The 23597-nt window shown below is 69.0% G+C and carries 24 protein-coding genes; 19 read left to right on the top strand and 5 right to left on the bottom strand.

What is annotated here, in order from left to right:
- Position 1 precedes the first annotated feature (1 nt).
- From KIP79_RS18070 to KIP79_RS18040, 7 genes are all read left to right on the top strand, one after another.
- Positions 2 to 559 carry a GTP-binding protein gene (locus KIP79_RS18070; protein WP_250213432.1) on the top strand — a complete coding sequence of 186 codons (558 nt, stop codon included), beginning with the start codon at positions 2 to 4 and terminating at the stop codon, positions 557 to 559.
- Between the two features lie 281 nt (positions 560 to 840).
- The gene (locus KIP79_RS18065; protein ID WP_214105996.1) at positions 841 to 1977 is read left to right on the top strand and encodes a polyamine ABC transporter substrate-binding protein; all 1137 of its coding nucleotides are present in this window, start codon (positions 841 to 843) and stop codon (positions 1975 to 1977) included.
- Positions 1978 to 2071: 94 nt separating this feature from the next.
- Positions 2072 to 3352 carry a glycosyltransferase gene (locus KIP79_RS18060; protein WP_214105995.1) on the top strand — a complete coding sequence of 427 codons (1281 nt, stop codon included), beginning with the start codon at positions 2072 to 2074 and terminating at the stop codon, positions 3350 to 3352.
- 212 nt (positions 3353 to 3564) lie between these two features.
- A complete protein-coding gene (locus KIP79_RS18055; RefSeq protein WP_214105994.1) occupies positions 3565 to 6765 on the top strand; it encodes a nitrate- and nitrite sensing domain-containing protein in 3201 nt (1066 codons plus the stop codon).
- On the top strand, positions 6762 to 7184 hold the full coding sequence (locus KIP79_RS18050) for a roadblock/LC7 domain-containing protein (protein ID WP_250213403.1): 423 nt from the start codon (positions 6762 to 6764) through the stop codon (positions 7182 to 7184). Before KIP79_RS18055 ends, KIP79_RS18050 begins: the two co-directional genes overlap by 4 nt.
- Before the next feature lie 19 nt (positions 7185 to 7203).
- Positions 7204 to 7575, top strand: coding sequence for a DUF742 domain-containing protein (locus tag KIP79_RS18045; RefSeq protein ID WP_214105993.1), 372 nt, complete (start codon positions 7204 to 7206; stop codon positions 7573 to 7575).
- A gap of 34 nt (positions 7576 to 7609) precedes the next feature.
- A complete protein-coding gene (locus KIP79_RS18040; RefSeq protein ID WP_214106106.1) occupies positions 7610 to 8170 on the top strand; it encodes a GTP-binding protein in 561 nt (186 codons plus the stop codon).
- A 44-nt stretch (positions 8171 to 8214) separates the two neighbouring features.
- On the opposite strand, the gene KIP79_RS18035 is transcribed toward KIP79_RS18040, so the two are convergent.
- From KIP79_RS18035 to KIP79_RS18015, 5 genes are read right to left on the bottom strand one after another with little or no spacing between them, the layout of a single operon-like run.
- The gene (locus KIP79_RS18035; RefSeq protein WP_308169770.1) at positions 8215 to 9225 is read right to left on the bottom strand and encodes a methyltransferase; all 1011 of its coding nucleotides are present in this window, start codon (positions 9223 to 9225) and stop codon (positions 8215 to 8217) included.
- Positions 9222 to 9995, bottom strand: coding sequence for an ABC transporter ATP-binding protein (locus tag KIP79_RS18030; RefSeq protein ID WP_214105992.1), 774 nt, complete (start codon positions 9993 to 9995; stop codon positions 9222 to 9224). Before KIP79_RS18030 ends, KIP79_RS18035 begins: the two co-directional genes overlap by 4 nt.
- A gap of 9 nt (positions 9996 to 10004) precedes the next feature.
- Positions 10005 to 10799 carry an ABC transporter permease gene (locus KIP79_RS18025; RefSeq protein ID WP_214105991.1) on the bottom strand — a complete coding sequence of 265 codons (795 nt, stop codon included), beginning with the start codon at positions 10797 to 10799 and terminating at the stop codon, positions 10005 to 10007.
- Positions 10796 to 11578 (bottom strand): ABC transporter permease, encoded by a 783-nt coding sequence (locus KIP79_RS18020; protein WP_308169769.1) that lies wholly within the window; start codon positions 11576 to 11578, stop codon positions 10796 to 10798. The genes KIP79_RS18025 and KIP79_RS18020 overlap by 4 nt, the downstream gene beginning before the upstream one ends.
- A 1-nt stretch (position 11579) precedes the next feature.
- The gene (locus KIP79_RS18015) at positions 11580 to 12572 is read right to left on the bottom strand and encodes an ABC transporter substrate-binding protein (RefSeq protein WP_214105990.1); all 993 of its coding nucleotides are present in this window, start codon (positions 12570 to 12572) and stop codon (positions 11580 to 11582) included.
- Positions 12573 to 12979: 407 nt separating this feature from the next.
- Here KIP79_RS18015 and KIP79_RS18010 point away from each other — a divergent pair, with 407 nt between their 5' ends.
- From KIP79_RS18010 to lepB (KIP79_RS17955), 12 genes are all read left to right on the top strand, one after another.
- Positions 12980 to 16012, top strand: coding sequence for a sensor histidine kinase (locus KIP79_RS18010; protein ID WP_214105989.1), 3033 nt, complete (start codon positions 12980 to 12982; stop codon positions 16010 to 16012).
- A gap of 16 nt (positions 16013 to 16028) precedes the next feature.
- A complete protein-coding gene (locus KIP79_RS18005; RefSeq protein ID WP_214105988.1) occupies positions 16029 to 16454 on the top strand; it encodes a roadblock/LC7 domain-containing protein in 426 nt (141 codons plus the stop codon).
- 5 nt (positions 16455 to 16459) lie between these two features.
- Entirely contained in the window at positions 16460 to 16846 is a 387-nt protein-coding gene (locus KIP79_RS18000) for a DUF742 domain-containing protein (RefSeq protein WP_214105987.1), read from the top strand.
- A gap of 22 nt (positions 16847 to 16868) precedes the next feature.
- Positions 16869 to 17423 carry a GTP-binding protein gene (locus KIP79_RS17995; protein WP_214106103.1) on the top strand — a complete coding sequence of 185 codons (555 nt, stop codon included), beginning with the start codon at positions 16869 to 16871 and terminating at the stop codon, positions 17421 to 17423.
- Positions 17424 to 17493: 70 nt separating this feature from the next.
- On the top strand, positions 17494 to 19023 hold the full coding sequence (gene ffh, locus KIP79_RS17990) for a signal recognition particle protein (RefSeq protein WP_214105986.1): 1530 nt from the start codon (positions 17494 to 17496) through the stop codon (positions 19021 to 19023).
- A gap of 250 nt (positions 19024 to 19273) precedes the next feature.
- The gene (gene rpsP / locus KIP79_RS17985; protein ID WP_214105985.1) at positions 19274 to 19747 is read left to right on the top strand and encodes a 30S ribosomal protein S16; all 474 of its coding nucleotides are present in this window, start codon (positions 19274 to 19276) and stop codon (positions 19745 to 19747) included.
- 2 nt (positions 19748 to 19749) lie between these two features.
- Positions 19750 to 19992 carry an RNA-binding protein gene (locus tag KIP79_RS17980; protein WP_155338163.1) on the top strand — a complete coding sequence of 81 codons (243 nt, stop codon included), beginning with the start codon at positions 19750 to 19752 and terminating at the stop codon, positions 19990 to 19992.
- 81 nt (positions 19993 to 20073) lie between these two features.
- The gene (gene rimM, locus KIP79_RS17975; RefSeq protein WP_214105984.1) at positions 20074 to 20586 is read left to right on the top strand and encodes a ribosome maturation factor RimM; all 513 of its coding nucleotides are present in this window, start codon (positions 20074 to 20076) and stop codon (positions 20584 to 20586) included.
- Complete coding sequence (gene trmD, locus KIP79_RS17970) at positions 20586 to 21341, top strand: tRNA (guanosine(37)-N1)-methyltransferase TrmD (RefSeq protein ID WP_214105983.1); 756 nt, start codon at positions 20586 to 20588, stop codon at positions 21339 to 21341. Before rimM ends, trmD begins: the two co-directional genes overlap by 1 nt.
- A 222-nt stretch (positions 21342 to 21563) precedes the next feature.
- On the top strand, positions 21564 to 21929 hold the full coding sequence (gene rplS / locus KIP79_RS17965) for a 50S ribosomal protein L19 (protein WP_214105982.1): 366 nt from the start codon (positions 21564 to 21566) through the stop codon (positions 21927 to 21929).
- Positions 21930 to 22172: 243 nt separating this feature from the next.
- Complete coding sequence (lepB, locus tag KIP79_RS17960) at positions 22173 to 22982, top strand: signal peptidase I (RefSeq protein WP_214105981.1); 810 nt, start codon at positions 22173 to 22175, stop codon at positions 22980 to 22982.
- A gap of 10 nt (positions 22983 to 22992) precedes the next feature.
- Positions 22993 to 23580 (top strand): signal peptidase I, encoded by a 588-nt coding sequence (lepB, locus tag KIP79_RS17955; RefSeq protein WP_214105980.1) that lies wholly within the window; start codon positions 22993 to 22995, stop codon positions 23578 to 23580.
- Positions 23581 to 23597 lie beyond the last annotated feature (17 nt).

Below are 23597 nucleotides of genomic sequence, written 5' to 3'. Positions count from 1 at the left end.
CCTGACCTCGACGAAGATCGTCGTGGCGGGCGGATTCGGCGTGGGCAAGACGACCTTCGTCGGTGCCGTCTCGGAGATCCTTCCGCTGACGACCGAAGCGGTGATGACCGATGCCAGCACCGGCATCGACGACCTCGGCCTGACGCCGAACAAGACCACCACCACGGTGGCCATGGACTTCGGCCGGCTCTCGCTGGACCAGGATCTGATCCTCTACCTGTTCGGCACGCCCGGCCAGCACCGCTTCTGGTTCATGTGGGATGACCTGGTGCGCGGCGCCATCGGCGCGGTGGTGCTGGTGGACAGCCGCCGCCTGGCCGACAGCTTCCCGGCCATCGACTACTTCGAGGAGGCCCAGCTTCCGTTCGTGGTGGCGATGAACGGCTGGGACGGCCACTTCCCGCACTCCGAGGACGATGTGCGGGAGGCGCTGTCGCTGTCGGTGACCATCCCGGTGATCCGTACCGACGCCCGGTCCCGGGAGGCGGTCAAGGCGGCTTTGATCACGTTGGTGGAGTACGTGCTGACCGTCCGGTCGGCGTACGGGCGGCCCTTCTGACGGCGACGGCGCCGGGCGGCCGAGGGTCGCGGGGCCATGTGCCGCAGCGGCATGTGGCCCTTCGCTTTGCCCTACAAAAGATCATTAAATGGTGATTTGTCCTGATATGTCCTAGTTCGCAAAGTGGACCGAGATGTGAACTGAATCCGGATTCAAATCAAGGCGCAAACGTCCAGCTAACAATGTCCTGAAAAGTCTTGATCTATCTTGATATGGGCTGCAACACTCCCTCTTTGGTCTGCTGCTCGCAGGCATCAAGGCAATAAGAAGGAGTAGCGGTCGTGTCCCGTATCCGGTACACCCGTCATCTGCCGGCTGCCGTCACCGCGGCCGGCCTTGTCCTCGCCCTCGCGGCATGCGGTGCGGGCAGCACCGACGCCCCTGGCGAGGCGGCGCCCAGCGCCTCGACGGCCCAGCTCGACCCGAATGCTGATCTGACCAAGCAGAGCCTGAACATCACCATCTGGGACGGCTACAGCCCGGAGGACCTGCCCGAGAAGGTCAAGAGCAAGCTCGGTTTCACGCTCACGCGAGCGCTGCACGCCACCAACGAAGAGGCCATGGCCAAGCTCACCACGGGCGTGGACTCCGGCCTTGACGTCGCCTTCGTGTCCGGCCAGTACGCCCAGGCCCTCAACGAGGCCGGGCTGCTCGAGCCGATCCACCCCGAGCTGATCCCGAACATGGCCAACCTCTACCCCGAGGCCGCCAACCTGTCCTACGACAAGGGCAACGCCTACTCGATTCCGTACACCTGGGGCACCACCGGGATCTGCTACCGGTCGGACCTGGTGAAGGAGGAGCCGAAGAGCTGGAAGGCCATCCTGCAGCCGGAGGCCGCCTACCGCGGCAAGATCACCCTGATGACCACCGAGCGCTGGCTGGCGCTGCCCGCCCTGAAGCTGCTCGGCAAGTCCATCAACACCACCAGCGACGCCGACCTGGCCGAGGCCAAGGAACTGCTGCTGCAGGCCAAGAAGACCATGCTGGCCTTCGACGACACCACCTTCGGTGACCGTCTGAAGTCCGGCGAGGCGGTCATGGTGGAGGCCTGGGACGGCTGGTGCCCGACCACCGAGAAGAACATCAAGTTCTCCATCCCGACCGAGGGCAGCGACCTCTGGGCGGACACCATGGTGATCCTGAAGTCCTCCAAGAACAAGGAGGCGGCGCACGCCTTCATCAACTACATCCTGGACCCGGCCACGCACGGCTGGGTGGCCGCCAACATCCTCTACAAGGTCCCGAACAAGGCGGCCATGGACCAGGTGGACAAGGCGCTGATCGATGCCAACGCCCCGATGCAGATGACCCCGGCCGACCTGCTCCAGGGCGAGTCCATCATCGACCTCGGGACGGCGGACAACGCCAAGTACACCAAGCTCTCCCTCGAACTCCAGGCCGCGCCCGCGGAGTGACGCGCCGCCCGCACCCCCCATCCCCCGGCGGGCGCCTCGGCGCCCGCCGCTCGCCACACCAGCCGTAGAAGATCTTTTAATCGGGAGAAGGACGATGGTTGAGCAGCCGCTCACCGTGCTATTCATGCCGGAGAGCGCCTACGGGCCCACCAACAACTGCATCGGCATCGGGGACGTGCTGCGCCGCCGTGGGCACCGGGTGGTGTTCGCGGCGGAGGCGTCCTGGAAGGGCAAGCTGACCGCCCTCGGGTTCGAGGAGGACCTGGTCGACCTGGCCGAGCCCGCGCAGGACGCGGAGGAGCAGGACGCCGGCCAGTTCTGGAAGGACTTCATCCGGGACACCGCGCCCGAGTACCGCAAGTCCACCCAGGTACAGCTGGAGACGGTGACCAAGCCCATCTGGGATGCCCTGATCGACGGCGCCAAGTACTGCGAGCCGCAGCTCAAGCAGATCATCGAGCGGGTCAAGCCGGACGTCATCGTCGAGGACAACGTGATCGCCTTCCCGGCGCTGGTGACCGCCGGGGTGCCGTTCGTGCGCATCATGTCCTGCAACCCGCTGGAGATGCGCGGCGAGGGCGTGGCCCCGGTCTTCTCCGGCCTGCCCGCCGACGGCACCGGCTGGGCGGAGTTCCGGGACGAGTACGACCGCACCCACCGCGAGATCTGGACCGCCTTCAACGAGTGGGTGATCGAGCAGGGCGCCCCGCCGCTGCCCGACCTGGACTTCATCCACGAGGGCGACGCCAACCTGTACGTCTTCCCCGAGATCGTCGACTACACGGCCGAGCGCCCGCTCAACTCCACCTGGACCCGCCTGGACTCCTCGGTGCGGGAGACCGACGAGGACTTCACCCTGCCGTTCGAGCGCAACGGCGAGGCGCTGATCTACTTCTCGCTGGGCTCGCTGGGCTCGGCCGACGTGGAGCTGATGCGCCGGGTGATCGGCGCCTTGGCCAAGACCCCGCACCAGTACATCGTCTCCAAGGGCCCGCTGCACGAGGAGATCGAGCTGGCCCCCAACATGTGGGGCGCCGAGTTCGTACCGCAGACCAAGATCATCCCGCTGGTGGACCTGGTCATCACGCACGGTGGCAACAACACCACCACCGAGGCGCTGCACTTCGGCAAGCCGATGATCGTCCTGCCCCTGTTCTGGGACCAGTACGACAACGCCCAGCGCGTGCAGGAGACCGGCTACGGCGTGCGCCTGGACACCTACAAGTTCACCGACGAGGAGCTGTACGCGGCCCTGGACCGTCTGCTGGGCGACACCGAGCTGCGCGAGCGGCTGGCCGCGGCGGGCGCGGAAATCCGGCGCCGGGACGGCCTGCGGGTCGCCGCCGACGTGATCGAGAAGGTCGCAGCCAAGTAATAACACGCCAGAAGTCCGGATTAGTGCATCATGTGTGATTCGCCGATCTGGTAATGGTGTGTTCCAATTTCTGATGCCACAGAAGGCACACGCGTGACAGGCGAGAGGTTTACGAGCCAGTGACAACGCACGACCCGCGAGGTGGCCGAGCGCAGGGAAGCATGCCGGAGCTCACCGCTCCCGAACCTTCCTCCGGCTCCCGCGCTGCGTTTATGCGGCTGGGAAACTGGCGGGTGCGATCCCGCCTGGTGGCCCTGATCCTCCTGCCGACGGTGGTCGGCGTGCTGTTCGCCGGTGTTCAGCTCACCGAGTCGATCAGCACGTCCACCGAGTACCGCCGGCTCACCCAGGTCGCCCAGCTCGTCGCCGACCTGGACGAGCTCACCCATGAGCTCGCCATGGAACGCGACCTCACCGCCTGGTTCATCGCCGACCGGCAGCGACCGGCCCGCTTCTCCAAGGTTCAGGAGCAGCAGGACAAGGTCGACCAGCCGCGCGGCCGGGTGCTGACCGCCCTCCAGTCCCTGGACGAGGCGCAGCCCGCACGTGTGCTGGCCCAGGCCAGGCGCATCACCGGCTGGCTCCAGGGCCTGACCGGTCTGCGCGAGGGCATCATCGAGTCGATCGAAAGCCAGGTGCCCGCCCGAGCCGCGCTCGGCATGTACACCCGGATGATCAGCGACCTGAGCACCCTCCACGAGGACCTGGGCCGCAACACCTCCGACGAGCGGCTGTTCGGCGACAGCATCGCGCTGTCCGCGCTCAACCGGTCCAAGGAGAACCTGGCCAGAAGCCGGGGCATCCTCACCGTCGCGCTGACCGAGCGCAAGCTCGACTACGACGACCTGTCCGACTTCCTCAACGCCGTGAAGGGCCAGGACACCGACCTGGCCACCTTCCAGCGGGAGGCCTCGCCGGAGGCCGCCCTGCTGTACAAGCGCACGGTGCGCGGCCTCATGGTGGAGCGCGCCCACCAGCTCCGCTCCTCCGCGCTGGCCCAGTTCCGCGAGTTCAAGGCCATCCAGGACCTCGACCGCACCACCACCAACGACGTGCGCCGCTGGTTCGACTCCACCAGCGCCAGCATCGACCTGATGCGCGAGGTGGAGAAGAAGCTCGGCGCCCAGGTGGTCGCCGAGAGCCAGGCCCTCCAGGACGCCGAGCAGCGCAGCGCCATCGTCTCCGGCGTGCTGATCCTGGTCCTGCTGGCCGTGGTCCTGGCCATCACCGCCCTGGTGGCGAGTTCGCTCACCCGGCCGCTGCGCCGGCTGCGCCGGGAGGCCCTGGAGATCGCCGGATCCCGGCTGCCCGACCAGGTGCAGAAGCTCCGCGAGTCCGGCGAGAACGCCGATGCCCCCGAGGTGCTTCCGATCGGTGTCACCACCAGCGACGAGATCGGGGAAGTGGCCCGGGCCTTCGACGAGGTCCACCGCGAGGCGATCCGGCTGGCGGGCGACGAGGCCAAGCTGCGTAGCAACGTCAACTCGATGTTCGTCAACCTGTCCCGCCGTACCCAGACGCTGGTGGAGCGGCAGCTGTCCCTCATCGAGGGTCTGGAGCAGGGCGAGCAGGACGAGCAGCGGCTCGGCAACCTGTTCAAGCTGGACCACCTGGCCACCCGCATGCGTCGCAACTCCGAGAACCTGCTGGTGCTGGCCGGCCAGGAACCCGCCCGCCGGTGGGGTCAGCCGGTCCCGGTGGTGGACGTGGTCCGCGCCTCGCTCTCCGAGGTGGAGAACTACGAGCGGGTCAACATCCAGGTCCAGTCCGGGGTGTCGGTGGTCGGCCAGTCCGTCAACGACGTCGTGCACCTGGTCGCCGAGCTGGTGGAGAACGCCATCTCGTTCTCGCCCAGGGAGACCAAGGTCACCGTCTCCAGCAACCGCATCGACGGCGGCGGTCTGATGATCTCCGTCAGCGACGTCGGCATCGGCATGACCGCCGAGGAGTTGGGCCAGGCCAACTGGCGGCTGGCCAACCCGCCGGTGGTGGACGTGTCGGTGTCCCGCCGCATGGGTCTGTTCGTGGTCGGCCGGCTGGCCCTGCGCCACGGCATCCGGGTGCAGCTGCGCCAGCAGGACGTGGGCGGCCTCACCGCGATGGTGCTGCTGCCGGAGGCGCTGCTCTCGCAGGCCCCCGCGGCCTTCGCCGGGATGCCGCCACAGCAGGCGCTGCCCACCGGCCCGCAGCCGTTCGGCCTGCCCCCGGCGCCCGCCTTCGGGCAGCCCGCGCTGGCCAGCCCGACGGCGTACGAGAATCCGCAGGCGAACCCGTTCGACACCGCCGGGCGGTCTCCGGTCTTCGGCGCGGACGCGCCCGGCGTGGGGGCGCCGGAGCCGTGGCAGCGGACCGGCAGGTTCGAGCCGCTGGAGCGGACCGGCCCGCAGAGCGCGGCGGAGCGTGGCCCGTTCGACAGCGGTGCCCGCGGGCCGTTCGACACCGGGCCCCACACCAACCCGTTCGGGTCCGCACGGAACCCGTTCGACCCGCCGCAGGGCGGGCGCAACCCCTTCGACCCCGTCCCCGACCGGAATCCGTTCGACCCCGCCCCACCGGCGCGCGACCCGTTCGACCCGGCGGGCCGGAGTCCGTTCGACTCCGGCGCCTTCACCAACCCGGGGAACACGACTTTCGGGACCACGACCGGACCGACGCCGTTCGACTCCGGTGCCTTCAACACCGGTTCTTTCGCTCCCACCCCCTTCAACAACGGTTCTCCCGTTGACACGCCGTGGCCGGGGCAGCTGCCCCCGCCCGGCAGCTCGACCTGGCCCGGCACCCCCACCCCGGCTCCGCCCGACGGCGGCAGCTGGCCCGGACGGCCGCTGCGCGGCCCGTTCGAGCCGGACGCGGACAACACCGGCCCGCTGCCGGTGGTCCGCAGCTCACCGCTGGAGGAGATCGACGAGTTCCTCCCGATCTTCGCGGCGGTGGAGTCCGACTGGTTCCGCCGGGCCACGCCGGGCACCGAGGAGTCCGGTGCCGACGCCAACACCGAGGGCGCCGCACCGGATGCCAAGACCAAGGTCTGGTCGTCCCCGGCGGACGCGGGCTGGCAGGCCGCACAGGCAGCGGCCGAGCCCTCGCTCGGCGGGATGACCTCCTCGGGTCTGCCGAAGCGGGTACCCAAGGCCAACTTGGTGCCCGGCTCGGCGGATTCCTCGCCCACTCCCGCGGCGCAGACCGCCGCGAGCGCCCCCATGGGCATGGCCCCCGGGGCTCCGACAGGGGCTCTGCCGCCGTCGGTTCCCCCGATGCCGCCGCTCTCGCCCGATCGGGTGCGCAGCCGGTTGGCCAGCTTCCAGCAGGGCATCCGGCAGGGCCGCGCGGTGGCCCGCGGGGACATCAGCGAGGAGCAAGGATGGCCCGGGGCCGTCAAGGGCGGCCCTGAGAGCGATAAGGATGAGGCATGAGGGAAATGAGCCAGGCCGCACGCGGCGTCAATTGGCTGATCACGGATTTTGTGAACAACGTTCCAGGTGTGGCCCACACGGTGGTGGTGTCGGCGGACGGCCTTCCGCTGGCCTTCTCCGAGGGCTTTCCGAAGGACCGGGCTGACCAGCTGGCGGCGGTGGCCGCCGGTCTGATCAGTCTGACCCAGGGGGCGTCCCGGGTGTTCGAGGGCGGCCCGGTCACCCAGACGGTGGTCGAGATGCAGCGTGGGCTGTTGCTGATCATGTCGATCAGCGACGGCTCCTGCCTTGCCGTGCTGGCCGCGGCCGACTGTGACATGGGGCTGGTGGCGTACCAGATGACGCTGCTGGTCGAGCGCGCGGGTCAGGTGCTCACGCCCGCGGTGCGGGCGGAGCTCCAATCCTCGCATCCCCGTTGATCGACATTAGGAGGACGCGGTGGCAGGCGGCTGGACAGGCGAGCCCCCGGCGGAACCCAGCTCGCTGGTACGGCCGTACGCGGTAACCGGGGGCCGGACGGCTCCGCGGATGCAGCTTGCCATGGAGGCGCTGGTCTCCTCAGCGACCACGACGCACGTCGACATCTCCACGATGCCCCCGGAGCGACAGGCGATCAGTTCGCTCTGCCGGCAGGTGCGCTCGGTCGCGGAGATCTCCGCCATGCTGCGCATGCCGCTCGGGGTGGCGCGGGTGGTGATCGCCGACATGGCGGCGGAGGGGCTGGTGCACGTGCACCAGCCGCAGCTGGACGCGGGTAAGCCGGACTTGGGCTTGTTGGAAAGGGTTCTAAGTGGACTTCGACGGCTTTAACCCCGGCGCGGGCGCGATTGGCGCCGGCCGTGGCCTGACCTCGACGAAGATCGTCGTTGCCGGCGGGTTCGGGGTCGGCAAGACGACCTTCGTGGGGGCGGTGTCGGAGATCGTGCCGCTCACCACCGAGGCGGTGATGACCGACGCCTCCGCCGGTATTGACGATGTCGGCCTGACCCCGCACAAGACCACCACCACGGTGGCGATGGACTTCGGCCGGGTGTCGCTGGACCAGGACCTGATCCTGTACCTGTTCGGCACGCCCGGCCAGCACCGTTTCTGGTTCATGTGGGATGACCTGGTGCGGGGTGCCATCGGCGCGGTGGTGCTGGTGGACACCCGGCGGCTGGCCGACAGCTTCCCCGCGGTCGACTACTTCGAGGAGGCGCAGCTGCCCTTCGTGATCGGGGTGAACGGCTTCGACGGGGAGTACCCGCACGGGGAGCAGGAGCTCCGGGAGGCGCTGACGCTCTCCCCGCACATCCCGGTGGTGCGGACCGACGCCCGATCCAGGGAGTCGGTGAAGAACACGCTCATCACGCTGGTGGAGCACGCGCTCACCATGCGGGTGGCCGTCCCCGGCTGGCAACGCTAGCCGGGACGGCCCGTCCCCGATCCCGATTTATCGGGATTTTTCCTTTAAATAGGAACCGCTTCGATGACGCTCGCCCAGCCGGGGAGCTCCACGATCCGGGCCGTGGTCAGGCCGCTCTTCTCCAGCAGCGTCTGGTACTCCGCCCGGGTGCGCTCCATGCCCTCCCCGGTCAGGGCGAGCATCCGCATGTCGCCGTCCTTGCCCAGGTGCGGCGAGTCGTCGTCGGACAGCACGATCTCCAGGATCAGCACCCGGCCGTCGGCCGTCATGGCCGTCCTGACGTTGCGCAGGATGCGGACCGAGTCGTCGTCGTTCCAGTTGTGGATGACGTTGGCCAGCACGTACACATCCGCCCCGGCGGGCAGCCCGGCGAAGAAGTCGCCCACCACGAACTCGCACCGGCCGGCCAGCCCCGCCGCGGTCATCGCGGCCCGCCCGGACGGGATCACCCGGTCCAGGTCGAAGAGCACCCCGGTCATCTCCGGGTACGCGTTGAGCAGCGCGCCCAGGATCTGCCCCCGGCCGCCGCCCACGTCCACCACCTTGCGCACGCCGGTGAAGTCGTACCCGGCGGCCAGGCCGTCGGCGAACGGGACCGCGCGTACCGCCATGTAGTCGTCGAAGAGCGCGGCGGTGTCCGGCCGGTCGGCCAGGTACCGGTAGACGGGGCCGTACCGCTCGGTGAAGGACGACCGCCCGGTGCGCACCGTCTCCGGCAGGGTGCCCATGCCGTACCAGTACGCCTCCTCGCGGACCAGCCGGATCGCCGAGCGCACCGAGCCGGGGGAGTCGTCGGCGAGGGTCAGCCCGGATTCGGTCACCGCGTACCCCTCCGGCACGCTCCGCACGAACCCCATGGAGGCCAGCTCGCGCAGGACCCGGCGGACCGAGAGCGGGTGGGCGCCGCAGCGCTGCGCCAGCTGGTCGGCGCTGAGCGGCCCGTCCCGCAGCTGGTCGGCGAAGCCGAGCTCGGCCATGGTGGCCAGTGCGGCGAACCGCGAGATGCCGTAGATGGCGTCCCAGACCGGGTCGGCGGGGTTCTCGACGTGGGTCACATGGTCTCCAGTTCATGGTTGTTGTGACGCCCCCGGACCATGCGCCCCACCTCCGCGCGGAGCCGGACGAAGGCGTCGAGTTCCCGGGTGCGGATCTGGTCGCGCGGGCCGGGCAGGTCGACCGGCAGGTCGCCCACCACGTGGCCGGGCGCCTTGCTCAGCACGACCACCCGGTCCCCGACGTAGACGCTCTCGTCCACGTCGTGGGTGATCAGCAGGATGGTCATGCCGTGGTGCGCGCAAACCCGGAGCACCAGGTCTTCCAGCTCCTCCCTGGTCTGCGCGTCCACCGAGCCGAACGGCTCGTCCATGAGCAGCAGCGAGGGCCGGTAGGCCAGCGCCCGGGCGATGGACACCCGCTGCTGCATGCCGCCGGACATCTCCCACGGGTACTTGCCGGCCGCCGCGGCGAGCCCCACCTCGGTGAGCGCCGCCATCGCCGCGTCCTCCCTGGCCCGCCGGTCCAGCCCCTTGCGGCGCAGCGGCAGGCTCACGTTGGCCAGCGCGGACAGCCACGGGTAGAGCGAGCGGCTGTAGTCCTGGAAGACCACGGCCAGGTTGTCCGGCGTGCTCCGCACCGGGCGGCCGTCCAGCAGCACCCTGCCGCCGGTGGGTTTGATCAGGCCGGCGATGGACCGCAGCAGGGTGGACTTGCCGCAGCCGGAGGGACCGACGACGCAGACCACCTCGCCCTGCGCGACGGTCAGGTTGACCTTGTCGATGGCCCGGTAGGAGCCGTAACTGTGGGACAGATCGACTAACTCAAGCACGGGAGGTCCCTAGATTGTCCGCTTGGCACGCTGATGCCAGGACAGGATCCGGCTCTCCAGCGCGAGGAACGAGGCGTTCAGCAGGAACCCCAGCACGCCGAGCAGGACGATGTACGCCCACACGTCGACGAACAGGAAGTTCTGCTGGGCGGTGAGCAGGCCGTACCCGATGCCGCTGGTGCTGCCGACCAGCTCGGAGACGACCATCAGGATCAGCGCCAGCGAGAGGCTGAGCCGCAGGCCCGCGAAGATTTTCGGGAGCGCGGCCGGGAGCACCACCCGCCAGAGCAGGTCGGCCCGGGAGAACCCGAAGACCCGCGCGGTCTCCAGGTACTGCCGGTCCACGGTGCGGCAGCCGTCGGCCGTGTTCAGCAGCACCGGCCAGATCACGCCGAACACGATGATGGCCAGCTGGGTGGCGGTGCCGATCTGGAAGAGCGCGAAGAAGATGGGCACCAGCAGCGGGGGCGGGATGGCCCGGCCGAACTGCAGCATCGGGTCCAGGTAGTCGGCCAGCCGCGCCGACCGCCCGATCGCCATGCCGAGCAGGATGCCGGCCGCGCTGGCCAGCAGCCAGCCGGCGAACAGCCGCCCGAGGCTGGGCGCGAACGCGTCGATCGCGTCGTCGGTCAGCAGCGCCCGGCTGAGCGGCCCGGAGAACCAGAGCTCCTGGACGCGCACCGCGATCGCGCTCGGCGCCGGGAAGTACGGCTGCGCGGCGGTTCTGGTGGCCGCCTCCCAGGCGATCAGGACGACCGGAATGATCCAGAGGCCGGTGACGGCCCGGCCGATCCTGCGGCTCATGAGACGCCTGCCGTACGGGTGTGGTGCCAGCGGAAGAGGCGCTTCTCGGCGCCGACCAGGAGGGCGTTGACGGCGATGCCGAACAGGCCCACCCAGGCGGTGGCGGCCATCATCTGGTCCACCCGGTTGCCGCTGCCCGCCCGGTTGATGAAGACCCCGACACCGCCCGTGCCGCCGGCCACCACCTCGGCGGTGACCACCAGGATGATGGCGACCGAGGCGGCCAGCCGTACCCCGAGGGCGATGAACGGCGCCGCGCTGGGCAGCACCACCCGGAGCACCACGGCGGCCGGGCCGAAACCGAAACTGCGCAGGGTCTCCTTGGCCAGCGGGTCCACGTCCCGCACGCCGTAGATGGTGTTGATCAGGACCGGCCAGGTGGCCGCGTACACCGCGACCGACATGCGCATGTGCATCTGGTCCTGGAAGAGCAGGATGGCCAGCGGGATCAGCGCCACCGAGGGGATCGGCCTGAGGAACTCGACGAGCGGCCGGACCGCCACCTCGGCGGGGCGGGCCACGCCGAGCAGCAGGCCCGCGGGGACGGCCAGGGCCACGGTCAGGGCCAGCGCCCAGAACCAGGCCTCCACACTGGCCCCCGCGTCGGCGAGGAACTCGGGGTCCACGGCGAGCTCGCCGGCCCTGGCCAGCACGGTGGAGGCAAGGGGAAGGTATGTGGTGTCGAGGAGACCGGTCCTGCCCGCGGCCTCCAGAACGACAAGTAGCCCCGTGACGCCGGCGACGCCACGGAGCACTGTCGAGCCGGTCAGTCTGGACACGTCACCCCGCGGCGGGGGCGTGCAGCAGGGACTTCACGTCGAAGCCGGCCTGCAGGTAGCCGTACTCCTTCATGGTGTCGGCGACCCGCTGGAGGCGGGCCTCGCTGAGCGTGGTGGAGTACACGCCGAGGGCGATGACGGCGGCGGTGGCCGCGTCGATCTTGGTGTACTTCGGCAGCACCTCCTCGATCGCCTTACGGTCGGAGGCGGCCAGCTGCTGGGCCTTGGCCAGCGCGCGCTGGAAGGCGGCCACCGTGTTGGGGTTCTTGGCGACGAAGTCGTCGCTCATCACCCAACCGGCGATCGGGAAGTCGGCCATCGGGCCGCTCATGCTGTCGGCGATCTTCTTGGCGCCGTCCCGGGCGTTGGCCGAAATGAACGGTTCGGCCACCCAAATCACGTCCACCGTGCCGTTCTTCAGCGCGGCGCCCATGTCCGGCAGCGGCATCGGGACGAACTGCTTGGGGTCGATGGTCACCCCGGCCACCTTGGCGGTGGCGGTCACGGCCAGGGTGCCGATGCCGTTCAGCGTGTTGACCGCGATCTTCTTGCCGGCCAGGTCGGCGGGGGAGGAGATCTCGGCGTTGTCGCCGTTGGCCATCAGCACGAAGTTGTCCGGCGCGGCCTGGTAACTGTCGGCCACCACCTTGAACTTGCCCACACCCTTTTCCTGCGCGGAGAAGAGCGAGACATAGTTGCCGAGCATCGCGTCAAGCTGGCCCGCGACCAGCTTCGGCGTGGCGGTGGCGCCGCCCGTCTCCACCGAGGCAGATACGGTCAGGCCCTCGGCTTTGAAGAAACCCTTGTCGATCGCGATCTGAATCGGGGCCGAGTCGGGAACGGCGACAATGCCGACCGTAAGTGTGGATTTTTCCAGTCCGTTATTGGCGGTATCGGGCGTCGTCGTATTGGTTTCGGCGCCGCCGCATGCCGTGAGTGCCAATGCGGCTACGACGCTCACCACGAGCGGCCGGCCCAGGAATAGGCGTCTCATGGAGTCTCCTTAGCTGGGGGAATGGCCCGCGCGGATCGTCAGGTGATCGCGAACATTGCGGGCGACGAGCGACGAGCGTAGCGGAGGAAAAAGGTCGTCAACAGGAATGAGAGCACTATGTCACCAAACTTGTAAACAAATCAGCTGGTGGTGAGATTTGCGTCATATGTCGGATTTTGGCCGGTTGGATCGGTCTATCGAACATGTGATCAGATCAGACCGATTAGGAATGACGTCTAGGCAGGATGTGGCCCCTGTGCTAAGGACATTACCGGTCAGTACGCGTTGGATCGCGGCAATCCGGTCACGACTATTGGTGTAGCTCGTGGTCCTATGCTCCAATTGCCCGTGGCTTATGGGAGGTTTCCCGGGATAAATTGATTTTTCTTTAGCGGAAGGTGCGGCCTGTGAGGACGGCAACGATCGACAATGATCACCGCACCGTGTCCGACGCACCCCAGACGGCCCTCCCCGGTCCCGAAGGTGAACAGGACACGCGAAGCCCGATGGCGCTGAAGAACTGGCGGGTCCGCAATCGCCTGGTCGCTCTCATCCTGGTCCCCACCATCGGGGCCGTACTTCTGGGCGGCCTCCGCGTGGCGACCTCCATCCAGAGCGCCGCGGAATATCAACGGGTCAGCGACGTGGCCGCGTTCACCGGCACACTGAGCGACCTGATTCACGAGCTCCAACTAGAACGTGACCTGACGGCCCGGTACATCGAGACCGGCCGCCCCGGCGAACCCGCGCTCGGGGTCATCCGCAACCAGCGGAACTCGGTCGACCTGCTCGCGGAGGCGGTCCGCAACCGCGCCCAGGAGGCCGCCGGCTCCTTCGGCGACGTCGGCCGGGAGAACCTGCAGCGACTCCAGCGGCGCCTGAACGAACTGTCGAACCTGCGCATCATCACGCTGGACAGCCAACTGCCCGCGCTGCCCGCAGTCGACAAGTACTCCCTGTTCATCGCCGACCTGATCCGGCTGTACGACGAGAACGGCCAGGGCGGCACCGACGAGGCACTGGACACCAGCTCCACCGCGCTTGGCTCGCTGGCCCGCGCCAAGAACGAGGCGTCCATCGTCCGCGCCCTGCTCGCCGTCGGCACGGCGGGCGGCCGGTTCGATCCCATCGAACTGGACGCCTTCACCGCCGCCCGCAAGCGCTTCGAGAGCGAGCTGAACTCGTTCAGGACGGTGGCCAGTCCCGAGGAACGGCAGCGCTACTCCGACCTCGTGGCCGGCGCCCCCATCGACCAGTCGGAGTTCCTGCGGCTCTCCGCGCTGGAACTTATTAGGGTGAACCGTTCACTCACCAATCTCGACGGCCGCCCCGGGCCGGACGGCGACAAGTGGTTCGAGGTCAGCACCTTCGGCATCGACCGCATGCACGAGGTGGAGAAGGCGCAGATCGCCTGGATCAGCCAGCGGGCCGACACCCTGGCCGCGGCCGACCAGCGCGGCGCCATCGCCAACATCATCGTCGTGGTGGTCATCCTCGGCCTGGTGCTGGTCATCACCACCGCGATGGCCCGCTCGCTGGTCAAGCCGCTCCGCAAGCTGCGCTCGGAGGCCCTGGAGATCGCCGGGCACCGGCTGCCCGAACTGGTCCAGCGGCTGCGCGACTCCGACGGCAACACAACCGACGCCAAACCCCAGCCGGTCGGCGTCGACTCCGCCGACGAGATCGGGGAAGTCGCCCGGGCCTTCGACGAGGTGCACGCCGAGGCGATCCGGCTCGCGGGTGACGAGGCCAAGCTGCGCAGCAACATCAACGCCATGTTCGTCAACCTGTCCCGCCGTACCCAGACCCTGGTGGAACGGCAGATCGCCCTGATCGACAGCCTGGAGCAGGGCGAGCAGGACGAGCAGCGGCTCGGCAACCTGTTCAAGCTGGACCACCTGGCCACCCGCATGCGCCGCAACTCCGAGAACCTGCTGGTTCTGGCCGGCCAGGAACCCGCCCGCCGGTGGAGCCAGCCGGTGGAGCTGACCGACGTCATCCGGGCCGCGCTCTCCGAGGTGGAGGGCTACGAGCGGGTGGTCATCAACATCCCCTCCGACGTGGCGCTGGCCGGCCAGGCCGTCAACGACGTCATCCACCTGCTCGCCGAGCTGGTGGAGAACGCGCTGTCCTTCTCGGCCAGGGACACCCGGGTGGTGGTCTCCGGCAACCGCATCGACGGCGGCGGCGTGATGGTCTCGGTCACCGACGGCGGCATCGGCATGACCGCCGAGGAGATCGGCGCGACCAACTGGCGGCTGGCCAACCCGCCGGTGGTGGACGTGTCGGTGTCCCGCCGCATGGGCCTGTTCGTGGTCGGCCGGCTGGCTCTGCGCAACGGCATCCGGGTGCAGATCCGGGCGCACGACAGCGGCGGCCTGACCGCCATGGTGCTGCTGCCGGAGTCCCTGATGGGCTCCCCGGCGTACTCGCAGCAGCAGTACGCGGGCAACTACGCGCCCAGCTGGGCGCCGAACGGGCCGAACCAGTCGGAACCGCTCGCCTGGGGCGCGCCCTCGCTGGCCCTGTCCGCGCCGCCGCCGAACGCGCCCGGCGGGCCGTTCAGCAGCCCGGGACCCGGCGGGCAGCACCCGTCGTTCCCACCGCCCGGCCAGCCGATGTTCGGCGCCGACACCGGCTCGGGACCGCGCTCGGCGTTCGACCCGCGCCCGCTGTCAGGCCCGTTGCCCGGCCCGCCGTCGGGGCCGCCCCCGGCGCTGCCCGGGGGCCCGCCCGGGGCGCCGCCGGGACTGCTGACGGGCACGGTCTCCGGGTCCATGTTCGACCAGCCGACCCCGCAGCCGCCCACGCGGTCGCCGTTCGACCCGCCCGCCACCGGCCAGGTCATGCGCAACCCGTTCGATCCGCGTACGGCACCTGGCGCCGGCCCGGGGATGGGTCCCGGCATGGGCTCTGGCATGGGACCTGGGATGGGCATGGGCGGCGGCTCGCTGCCGCGCCGCCGGTCGGACAACGGGTTGTCGGGTCTGTCCGGGTTCTCGGGGATGGACTCCGATTCCACCGGCCCGCTGCCGGCCGTACGAGAAGAACGACCGGAGGACTTCTTGCCCATCTTCGCCGCGGTCGAGTCCGCCTGGTTCCAGCGCAGCCCCGAGGAGAAGAGCTGGAACCAGACGCCCGCCGACAACGGCTGGGAGGTGGCCGCCCAGCAGCCCTCCTGGGAGGCCAACACCTCCTCCGGGCTCCCCAAGCGGGTGCCCAAGGCGAATCTGGTGCCCGGGTCGGCCGACCCCGGCAAGCAGCAGGCGGCCGCCCCCCCGCAGATGCCCGCCCTCTCCCCGGAACGCGCGCGCAGCCGCCTGTCCAGCCTCCAGCAGGGGCTCCGGCAGGGCCGCGCGGTGGCCCGGGGCGAGATCAGCGAGGAAGAGGGGTATTCCGGCGGATTTCCCGGCGGTGCCGCGAGAGGGGACCAGCCGTGATGAGTAAGGGGAAGCTGTGCGTGAGATGAGTCATGCCGCCCGCGGCATCAACTGGCTGATCAGCGACTTCGTCAGTTCGGTGCCCGGCGTGGCGCACACCGTGGTGGTGTCGTCCGACGGGCTGCCGCTGGCGTACTCTGACGGCTTTCCGAAGGACCGGGCCGACCAGCTGGCGGCGGTGGCCGCCGGTCTGATCAGCCTCACCCAGGGCGCGTCCCGAGTGTTCGAGGGCGGCGCGGTCAGCCAGACCGTCGTGGAGATGCAGCGTGGGCTGTTGCTGATCATGTCGATCAGCGACGGCTCCTGCCTCGCCGTGCTGGCCGCGGTCGACTGTGACATGGGACTCGTGGCCTACCAGATGACGCTCCTGGTCGAACGTGCGGGTCAGGTGCTGACCCCGGCGGTGCGGGCCGAGCTTCAGGCCACCCACCCGAGGAGATAAAGATCATGGACTCGTGGGGGCCGCCGTACGGTGCCCCGATCCCCTCTCGGGATCCCGCCTCGCCCGTCCGGCCGTACGCCGTGACCGGTGGGCGGACGGCGCCGCGCATGCAGCTGGCGCTGGAGGCGCTGGTGTCCTCGGCCACGTCGATGCACCAGGACCTGTCCAACCGGCCGCCGGAGCAGCGGGCGATCAGCTCGCTCTGCCGCCAGGTGCGCTCGGTGGCCGAGGTGTCGGCGCTGCTGCGCATGCCGTTGGGCGTGGCGCGCGTGGTGATCGCCGACATGGCGGCGGAAGGACTCGTGCACGTGCACCAGCCACAGCTGGACGCGGGCAACAAGCCGGACTTGGGATTGTTGGAAAGGGTGCTCAGTGGACTTCGACGCCTATAGCCACGGCAGCGCTAGCCGTGGCCTGACCTCGACGAAGATCGTCGTTGCCGGCGGGTTCGGGGTCGGCAAGACGACCTTCGTGGGGGCGGTGTCGGAGATCGTGCCGCTCACCACCGAGGCGGTTATGACCGACGCCTCCGCCGGTATTGACGATGTCGGCCTGACCCCGCACAAGACCACCACCACGGTGGCCATGGACTTCGGCCGGGTGTCGCTGGACGAGGACCTGATCCTCTACCTGTTCGGCACGCCCGGCCAGCACCGTTTCTGGTTCATGTGGGATGACCTGGTGCGCGGCGCCATCGGCGCGGTGGTGCTGGTGGACACCCGGCGGCTGGCCGACAGCTTCCCCGCGGTCGACTACTTCGAGGAAGCCCGGCTGCCGTTCGTGGTCGGCGTGAACGGCTTCAACGGCGTGTACGCGCACGCCGAGGACGAGATCCGGGAGGCCCTCACCCTCTCCCCGCACATCCCGGTGGTGCGCACGGACGCGCGGGCCCGCGAGTCGGTCAAGAGCACGCTGATCACCCTGGTGGAACACGCGCTCACCACGCGCGTGGGCAGCGCTGGCTGGTGAGCGGATAGGCTGGTGATCCTGGGGTAGTCCCCGTGCCCGCGAACCATTCCCTTCTAGGCTGGCCAATCACGTGTTCGAGACGCTTTCCGACCGGCTGACTTCGGTCTTCTCCTCGCTTCGCGCCAAGGGCAGGCTGTCCGACGCGGACATCGACGCGACCTGCCGCGAGATCCGCATCGCGCTGCTGGAGGCCGATGTCGCGCTGCCGGTGGTCAAGGACTTCGTGGCCCACGTCAAGGAACGGGCCCGAGGCACCGAGGTGTCCCAGGCGCTCAACCCCGCACAGCAGGTCGTGAAGATCGTCAACGACGAGCTGATCGCCATCCTGGGCGGGGAGACCCGGCGCCTCCGTTACGCCAAGAACCCGCCGACCGTAATCATGCTGGCCGGTCTCCAGGGTTCCGGTAAGACGACGCTGGCCGGCAAGCTGGCCCGCTGGCTCCGCGACCAGGGCCACGTGCCGCTCCTGGTGGCCTGCGACCTGCAGCGGCCCAACGCGGTGCAGCAGCTGTCGGTGATGGCCGAGCGGGCCGGGGTGGCGGTCTTCGCCCCCGAGCCCGGCAACGGCGTCGGCGACCCGATCGAGGTGGCCCGCCACTCGCTGGAGCACGCCACCCGCCAGCAGCACGACATCGTCATCATCGACACCGCCGGCCGGCTGGGCATCGACCAGGAGCTGATGCGGCAGGCCGCCGACATCCGCGACGCGGTCCGCCCGGACGAGGTCCTGTTCGTGGTGGACGCCATGATCGGCCAGGACGCGGTGAACACCGCGCAGGCGTTCATGGACGGTGTCGGCTTCGACGGCGTGGTGCTGACCAAGCTGGACGGCGACGCCCGCGGTGGCGCCGCGCTCTCGGTCCGGCACATCACCGGCCGCCCGATCATGTTCGCCTCCACCGGGGAGAAGCTGGAGGACTTCGACGCCTTCCACCCCGACCGGATGGCGGGCCGCATCCTCGACATGGGTGACATCCTCACCCTGATCGAGCAGGCCCAGAAGACCTTCGACGAGGCCGAGGCCGCCAAGATGGCCAGCAAGCTGGCCTCCGGCGACGGCTTCACGCTGGACGACTTCCTCGAGCAGATGATGATGGTCCGCAAGATGGGGCCGATCAAGAACCTGCTCGGCATGATGCCCGGCATGGGCCAGATGCGTGACCAGCTCAACCAGGTGGACGAGCGGGATCTGGACCGGATCGCCGCCATCATCCGGTCCATGACGCCCGGCGAGCGGGAGGACCCGAAGATCATCAAGGGTTCCCGCCGGGAGCGCATCGCGCGCGGGTCCGGGGTCACCGTGACCGAGGTGAACAATCTGGTGGTGCGCTTCTTCGAGGCGCAGAAGATGATGAAGCGCATGTCCCAGGGGATCGGCATCCCCGGCATGCCCGGCGGGCGGCGGCCGCAGAAGGCGGCCAAGCCGAAGAAGGGCCGCCGGGTCAGCGGCGACCCGCGCAAGGCCGGGCTGCCCAAGAGCCCGGCCGAGCCGCAGCCCGAGAAGCAGAAGGGGCTGGGGGCGCTCGGCAACCTCGGCCAGCGGGCGCCGCAGCTGCCGCCGGGGTTCGATCCGTCGAAGTTCAAACTGCCCGGGCAGTAACCACTGAGAAACGCGTGATCTGGACAGCCGCCACCTAGGTGGCTGTCCAAGGGACGGGTTTCTCAGTAACCGGGCGCGATGGGCCGGAGTACCCCGGATCATCTGGCAGAATGTCATGTTGGAACATCGTGATCAGGCGGGTGCCCTCTCACCCCCGCCGGTCGCGCCTGTCCCTCGAGCGGTCGACACGTCGTGCCCCACTCGATGAGACACCGCTCATCCACGTGCTGAAGCAGGAGAGACCACACCCGTGGCAGTCAAGATCAAGCTCAAGCGGCTCGGCATGATCCGCAACCCGCAGTACCGCATCGTCGTCGCCGACAGCCGCACCAAGCGTGACGGCCGGGCGATCGAGGAGATCGGGCTGTACCACCCGAAGGAGAACCCGTCGCTGATCCGGGTGGACTCCGAGCGGGCGCAGTACTGGCTGGGCGTCGGCGCCCAGCCGACCGACCCGGTCCTCAAGATCTTCAAGCTGACCGGTGACTGGCAGAAGTTCAAGGGCGAGGCCGCGCCGGCTCCGCTCCTGGTCGCCGAGCCGAAGGCGGACCGGCACGCGCGCTACGAGGCCGCCGCCAAGGAGACGCTGACCGGTGACACCGGCGGCGCCGCCACCACTCCGCGCAAGGCCCGCAAGGCCGAGCCGAAGGCGGAGACCAAGGCTGAGGCCACCGAGGCCGCGGCCGAGCCCGCCGCCGAGAACCAGCCGGAAGCCCAGGCCTAGACGTGCTGGAAGAGGCCCTCGAACACCTGGTTAAGGGCATCGTCGAACATCCAGACGAGGTCCGGGTTCGCGCACGGAAGATCCGTACCGGGCGCGTCCTTGAGGTCCGGGTTCATCCTGAGGACCTCGGCAAGGTCATCGGTCGCGGGGGCCGCACGGCCAAGGCGTTGCGCACCGTCGTCAACGCCCTCGCCGACGGCAAGTACGTCCGGGTCGACCTGGTCGACCTGAACGAGGCCCGCTGAGCACAGGTGTAACTGAGCACAGGCGTAACCAGGCCGGGGGACCCCCTTGGGTCCCCCGGCCTGTTTTCACTTGGAGAGATCATGGAGCTGGTCGTCGGCCGGATCGGGCGTCCGCACGGGGTGCGCGGTGAGGTCACCGTCGAGGTGCGCACCGACGCCCCGGAGCAGCGTTTCGCCCCCGGCAGCACCCTGCGCACCCAGCCCGCCGCCCGGGGCCCGGTGGTGGTCGAGTCGGCCCGCTGGCACAAGGGCATCCTGCTCCTCCGGCTGGAAGGGGTGGCCTCCCGGGACGTCGCCGAGGAATTCCGGGACATCCTGCTGGTGGTGGACTCGGCCGAACTGCCGCCCTCCGAGGACCCCGACGAGTTCCACGACCACCAGCTGATCGGGCTGGCCGTGCGGACCGTGGAGGGGCAGCCCGTGGGCGAGGTCTCCGACGTGCTCCACCACGGCCAGGATCTGCTGGTGGTACGGCGGCCGGGGCGCGAGGAGGCGTACGTGCCGTTCGTGAAGGCGCTGGTGCCGGAGATCGACCTGGACGCCGGGGTGCTGGTGGTCGCCGCGCCGCCGGGGCTGTTCGACCTGGACGTGTAATGCGCATCGACATCATCTCGATCTTCCCCGAGTACTTCGGGCCGCTGGACGTCTCGCTGCTCGGCAAGGCACGCGAGCGCGGCATCCTGGACATCCGGCTGCACCAACTCCGGGACTGGGCCCACGACGTGCACCACACCGTGGACGACACCCCGTACGGGGGCGGCCCCGGCATGGTCATGAAGCCCGAGGTCTGGGGTGAGGCCATCGACGCGATCATCGATGGGGGGGCGCCCCGCCTGATCGTCCCCACCCCCAGCGGCCGCCCGTTCACCCAGGCGGTCGCCTTGGAGTACGCGGCCGAACCCTGGCTGCTCTTCGCACCCGCCCGGTACGAGGGCATCGACTCCCGGGTCATGATCGAGTACGGCTCTCGCCTGCGGGTGGACGAGGTCAGCATCGGCGACTACGTGCTGGCCGGGGGCGAGGCGGCCGTGCTGGTGATGGTGGAGGCGGTCGGGCGGCTGCTGCCGGGGGTGCTCGGCAACGCCAACTCGGTGGCCGACGACTCCTTCGCGCCAGGGGCCATGGCGAACCTGCTGGAAGGGCCGGTGTTCACCAAGCCGCCGGTGTGGCGGGAGCACGAGGTGCCGGAGATCCTGCTCTCCGGCCACCATGGGAAGATCGCGCGGTGGCGGCGGGACGAGGCGTTGCGCCGTACCTTCCAGCGCAGGCCGGAGCTGCTGGCCGGGCTGAAGGACCCGGACAAGGGCGACCTGCGCGTGCTGGCGGAGCTGGAGCAGGACCCCGGCTGAGTGGGGCGGCGATCCACCGGTGATGTCTCTTCCATGGCTCGCGGTGTGGCACACTTAGACGCTGGTGCCTGTTGCCCCAGCATGGTTTGGGCGCTTCATGGTTTGGGCGATTCGCCCGATCACCGAGACGTATCAGCTCAGCACGCGTGTCCCTCGCGCTGCCTGCCCGTGCGGCGGGCCGGATGGACCTCCGGGTGCTCGCTTCGATGAGGAACCGCAGTCATGCACACGAAGATCCAGGAGCTTGAGAAGGCCGCGCTCCGCACCGACGTCCCGGCGTTCCGCCCGGGTGACACCCTGGAGGTGCACGTGCGGGTCGTCGAAGGCAACCGCTCGCGTATCCAGGTGTTCAAGGGTTTCGTCCTGCGCCGCCAGGGCGGTGGCGCCCGTGAGACTTTCACGGTCCGCAAGATCAGCTATGGCGTGGGCGTGGAGCGCACCTTCCCGGTGCACAGCCCCGTGATCGAGAAGATCACCCTGGTCACCCGTGGTGACGTGCGCCGGGCCAAGCTGTACTACATGCGGGATCTGCGCGGTAAGGCGGCCCGGATCCGCGAGAAGCGCGACGCCCTTCCCGCGGCGAAGTAAGGCGGAAGAGATGACGAGCCCGTGCCCGCCTGGCACGGGCTTTTCGTCGTTCAGCCGACGGTTGGCGGGCGTTTCTGCCGCTGGACGGCACCTGGCCGCACCGGCATTTGGCACGCCGACACCGCGTCGGCGACCCTCAGTTACACCGGCATCATCTAGGCTCGACAGCACGGGCGAGTTCGCGGCATATCGCGGGCTCGCGTGTTCGTGATCTGTGAGCTGTGACTTTCGAAGCAGGACGGGGTGGACGTGGTCGCGGAAGACACCCAGCAGAACGCCAAGAGCGGGAAAGAGAAGAAGGGCTCGTTCTGGCGAGAGCTGCCGGTCCTAGTCGTGGTCGCTCTGGTGCTCGCGCTCCTGATCAAGTCCTTCGTGGTGCAGGCGTTCTACATTCCGTCGGAGTCGATGGAGAACACCCTCCTGAAGAACGACCGGGTGCTGGTCAACAAGTTGGTCTACCGGGTTCGCGACATCGAGCGCGGCGACGTGGTGGTCTTCTCCGGCGTCGACTCCTGGGACGGCGAGGTGCCCTACGAGGAGCCGTCCAACCCGATCGCCGGCTTCTTCCGCTGGGTCGGCACGGCCTTCGGCGTGGTGCCCGGCGAGAAGGACTACATCAAGCGGGTCATCGGGGTGCCCGGCGACACCGTCAAGTGCTGCGACGCCAAGGGCCGGATCAGCGTGAACGGCACCCCGCTGGACGAGGAGGCCTACCTCTACCCGGGTGACGTGCCGTCGCTGAGCAACTTCGAGATCACCGTGCCCGCCGACCGGCTCTGGGTGATGGGTGACCACCGCTCGGTCTCCCTCGACTCCCGCGCGCACGGCGGCGACCCCGGCGGCGGCACCATCCCGATCGGCCAGGTCATCGGGCGGGCCTTCGTGATCGTCTGGCCGTTCGACCGGGCTGCCGTGCTGCCCATCCCGGACACCTTCAACCAGCCGGCGCTGCACGCGGTGGCGCTCGCGGGTGAGGCGGCCCCGCTCCTGCTCGGTTTCGGTATGGCGGTTCCCCTGGTAAGGCTTAGCCGCCGCATACGGGTGAAGCGGTAACGTACCGCAGGTGACCGTGGCTGAAGAGACCGATCCCCCCGCCAAGAAGAAGCGCTCCTCGTTCCGTGAGACCCTGCTCTTCACGGCGGGGGGCGTTCTGGTGGCTGTGCTGGTGCACCTGTTCGTGATGCAGTCGTTCTACATCCCGTCGGAGTCCATGGAGAACACCCTCCTGGTCAACGACCGGGTGGTGGTGTTCAAGCTGGGCGGCGTCGACCGCGGCGACATCGTCGTCTTCAAGGGCTGGGACGGTGAGGACACCATCAAGCGGGTGATCGGCAAGGGCGGTGACACGGTCAAATGTTGTGACGCCCAGCGCCGGATCACGGTGAACGGCGTCCCCATCCAGGAAGAGGACAACTACCTCTATCCCGGTGACTACCCGGGCAAGAACTTCGAGGTGAAGGTGCCCGCCGGGCGGCTCTGGCTGATGGGCGACCACCGGACCAACTCGATGGACTCCCGCTCCTTCATGGAGGACGAGCACAACGGGACGATCGCCGAATCCGACGTGATCGGCACGGCTTTTGCCCGGTATTGGCCGTTTTCCAGGCTGGCTTTTTTCTCACGTCCGGAGACGTTCTCCAAGATCCCGTGATGGGGCGTACGCTGCTT

This window comes from Acrocarpospora catenulata, from assembly GCF_018476525.1.
Classification (GTDB): Bacteria; Actinomycetota; Actinomycetes; order Streptosporangiales; family Streptosporangiaceae; genus Acrocarpospora; species Acrocarpospora catenulata.
Note: the sequence above shows the minus strand (reverse complement) of the source record. Positions and strands in the feature narration are given on the sequence as shown.

Coding starts and splice junctions, on each gene's coding strand:
- KIP79_RS18060 (WP_214105995.1), top strand. CDS start 2,072: ATGGTTGAGCAGCCGCTCACCGTGCTATTCATGCCGGAGAGCGCCTAC.
- KIP79_RS18055 (WP_214105994.1), top strand. CDS start 3,565: ATGCGGCTGGGAAACTGGCGGGTGCGATCCCGCCTGGTGGCCCTGATC.
- KIP79_RS18050 (WP_250213403.1), top strand. CDS start 6,762: ATGAGGGAAATGAGCCAGGCCGCACGCGGCGTCAATTGGCTGATCACG.
- KIP79_RS18025 (WP_214105991.1), bottom strand. CDS start 10,799: ATGAGCCGCAGGATCGGCCGGGCCGTCACCGGCCTCTGGATCATTCCG.
- KIP79_RS18015 (WP_214105990.1), bottom strand. CDS start 12,572: ATGAGACGCCTATTCCTGGGCCGGCCGCTCGTGGTGAGCGTCGTAGCC.
- KIP79_RS18000 (WP_214105987.1), top strand. CDS start 16,460: ATGGACTCGTGGGGGCCGCCGTACGGTGCCCCGATCCCCTCTCGGGAT.
- rimM (WP_214105984.1), top strand. CDS start 20,074: ATGGAGCTGGTCGTCGGCCGGATCGGGCGTCCGCACGGGGTGCGCGGT.
- trmD (WP_214105983.1), top strand. CDS start 20,586: ATGCGCATCGACATCATCTCGATCTTCCCCGAGTACTTCGGGCCGCTG.
- rplS (WP_214105982.1), top strand. CDS start 21,564: ATGCACACGAAGATCCAGGAGCTTGAGAAGGCCGCGCTCCGCACCGAC.